4 protein-coding genes are annotated in these 2,144 nt (G+C 61.9%); 3 read left to right on the top strand and 1 reads right to left on the bottom strand.

Translation table 11 applies throughout. From position 1 onward, the window contains the following. A partial coding sequence (locus BG842_RS10330) for an alpha-amylase domain-containing protein (RefSeq protein WP_139136089.1) occupies positions 1–253 on the top strand: 253 nt, incomplete at its 5' end. Between the two features lie 62 nt (positions 254–315). Further along, entirely contained in the window at positions 316–678 is a 363-nt protein-coding gene (locus tag BG842_RS10325) for a cupin domain-containing protein (protein WP_069450670.1), read from the top strand. A gap of 24 nt (positions 679–702) precedes the next feature. Here the strand turns inward: BG842_RS10325 and twy1 are convergent, their stop codons facing one another. Then, the gene (twy1, locus tag BG842_RS10320; protein WP_069450671.1) at positions 703–1,743 is read right to left on the bottom strand and encodes a 4-demethylwyosine synthase TYW1; all 1,041 of its coding nucleotides are present in this window, start codon (positions 1,741–1,743) and stop codon (positions 703–705) included. 165 nt (positions 1,744–1,908) lie between these two features. Here twy1 and BG842_RS10315 point away from each other — a divergent pair. Beyond that, a partial coding sequence (locus BG842_RS10315) for a hypothetical protein (RefSeq protein ID WP_069450669.1) occupies positions 1,909–2,144 on the top strand: 236 nt, incomplete at its 3' end.

Genomic DNA, 2,144 nt, shown 5'->3' with positions numbered 1-2,144 from the left:
AAGAAACCTCGCCGGGGGGGAGACGTACTGGCGACACGCGGACAGCGACCTCGGGGTCTACGAGCGATACAACAACCTCCTCGTCGGTATCAACAACGGTGGAAGCAGTCGCACCCAGTCGGTGTACACCTCGTGGACGAACACGACCCTCCACGACTACAGCGGCACTGCCGGAGACGTGACCACGGACGGGAGCGGGTGGGTCGATATCACGGTCCCGTCGGAAGGCTGGGTGTTCTACGCGCCTAATTGAAAATTCGGACGGGAATTGCTCCGACGAACAGAATTTTTTCGCGGGACCGCGACCGGATAGACATGGAGAAAGTGAACCTCGATACCGCGTTCGACACCTTCGACGAGCACTGGTCGCCCCGACTCGCGGCCGAACTGAACGGACAGGCAGTCAAACTCGCCAAACTCGAAGGCGAGTTCGTCTGGCACCGCCACGATGACGCTGACGAGATGTTCCTCGTGACGAGCGGTCACCTCCGCATCGAGTTTCGGGAGGAAGAGAACGTGGTGCTGGAGGAAGGCGAATTCGTCGTCGTTCCGCGAGGCGTCGAACACCGGCCGGTCGCCGATGAGGAAGCCGAAGTGCTCCTGTTCGAACCGGCGGGAACGACGAACACCGGCAACGTCGAGAGCGAGTTGACGAAGACGGACCTCGAAGAGGTGTAGGCGGACCGACCGCGGTTAGACCGTCTACTCACCCAGACGCGTCCACGTCGTCGAATCGCGTTCCCAGAACTCGCTGTCCTTTTTGAGTTTCGGAACCCACGTATCCTCTGTTTTCGAGAGCAGTGCGACCCGCGAGGCGGGAACCTGCTTCAGCACGTCGTGGTCGGGCATGTGCTCGCCCACCTGCTCGGTGAACTCGACGACATCCTCGTGGTCGAGCATGGACGAGCGGTCGAGACGGCCGCGCGAGTGGCCGACGTGCATGTACGCCTTCAGTTCGACGAAATCCGGGTCGGCGCGCTCGTAGAAGGCGGCGTACCAGTCCGGATTGGCGACGTTCTCCCTGCCGACGAGCGTGGTTCGGATGACGGTTCGCGTGTCGTCCTTTTCGGCCAGCACGTCCATCGTGTCGATGAGTTTCTCCCACGCGTCGTCGTCTACGGCCCGGACCACGCGGTCGAAGGTGGCGCGGTCCGCGGCGTCCACGCTGACGTAGAGTTGCGTCGGGTCGCACCGTTCCAGCATCTCGGGGTTCGTCCCGTTGCTCACGAGGAACGTGGTGATGTCCCGGTCGTGGAACGCCTCGATGAGTTCGGGCAGGTAGGGATACAGCGTCGGTTCGCCGTCGAGCGAAATGGCGACGTGGCGCGGTTCCATCGATTCCTCGAAAATTTCTCGCGGCACCTCGTCGTTGCCGCCGAATCCCGACAACAGTTTGCGCTGGAGACGGATGCTCGCGTCCACGACCGCTTCGGGGTCGTCCCACTCCACGTCGCCGAGTTCGTAGGAGTGACCGCGGTGGTCGCGCCAGCAGAAGACACAGCGCTCGTTGCACTTCACGACCGGCGTCATCTGGATACAGCGGTGGGACTCGATGCCGTAGAAGATGTTCTTGTAGCATTTTCCTTCCCCGCGAAGCGCGTTCGCCGTCCAGCCGCAGGTCTGGGCGGCGGTGTGGTTCTCGCTGTGGTAGTTCGGGGAGGAGACCTGCTTCGGTCCGTCATCGGAATCCGACGCGTCCCGATTGCTCGCCGAAGTCTCCTCGACCGTATCCGATTCGCTCATTGGCGGATGAATGTCGTCCATAGGTAAAACGTTCTTTCCTCTCGGTCGGTCTGCGGGCCGACGGCATACCGTTCGAATTTCGACCCGATATAGTTCTTTCTTTGACAGTTCGTTGCCGCTCGACTCGACACAATCCCTTTAGGCATCGCCGACGGCCCTTTTGCTATGAAACTCGACCCGGACCAACTCGAAGCGCGACTGATGACGCACGGCGTCTACGTCACCGAACTCGACGTGGACGAGGGGAGAATCGACATCGAATACGAATCCATCGCCGCCGGGAAAACGAACGCGGTTCCGCACCGGGAGGTCGGCCGCGTCATCAACGTCGTCCGGGACCTCGCCGAGACGCCGCGGGACGTTCACGGGTCCGTGACCGACCTCGACGACGAAGCGGTCGG

The organism is Haladaptatus sp. W1 (assembly GCF_001723155.1).
Taxonomy (GTDB): Archaea; Halobacteriota; Halobacteria; order Halobacteriales; family Haladaptataceae; genus Haladaptatus; species Haladaptatus paucihalophilus.
The sequence above is the reverse complement of the archived record's forward strand: the minus strand, read 5'-3'. Positions and strand labels throughout refer to the sequence as shown.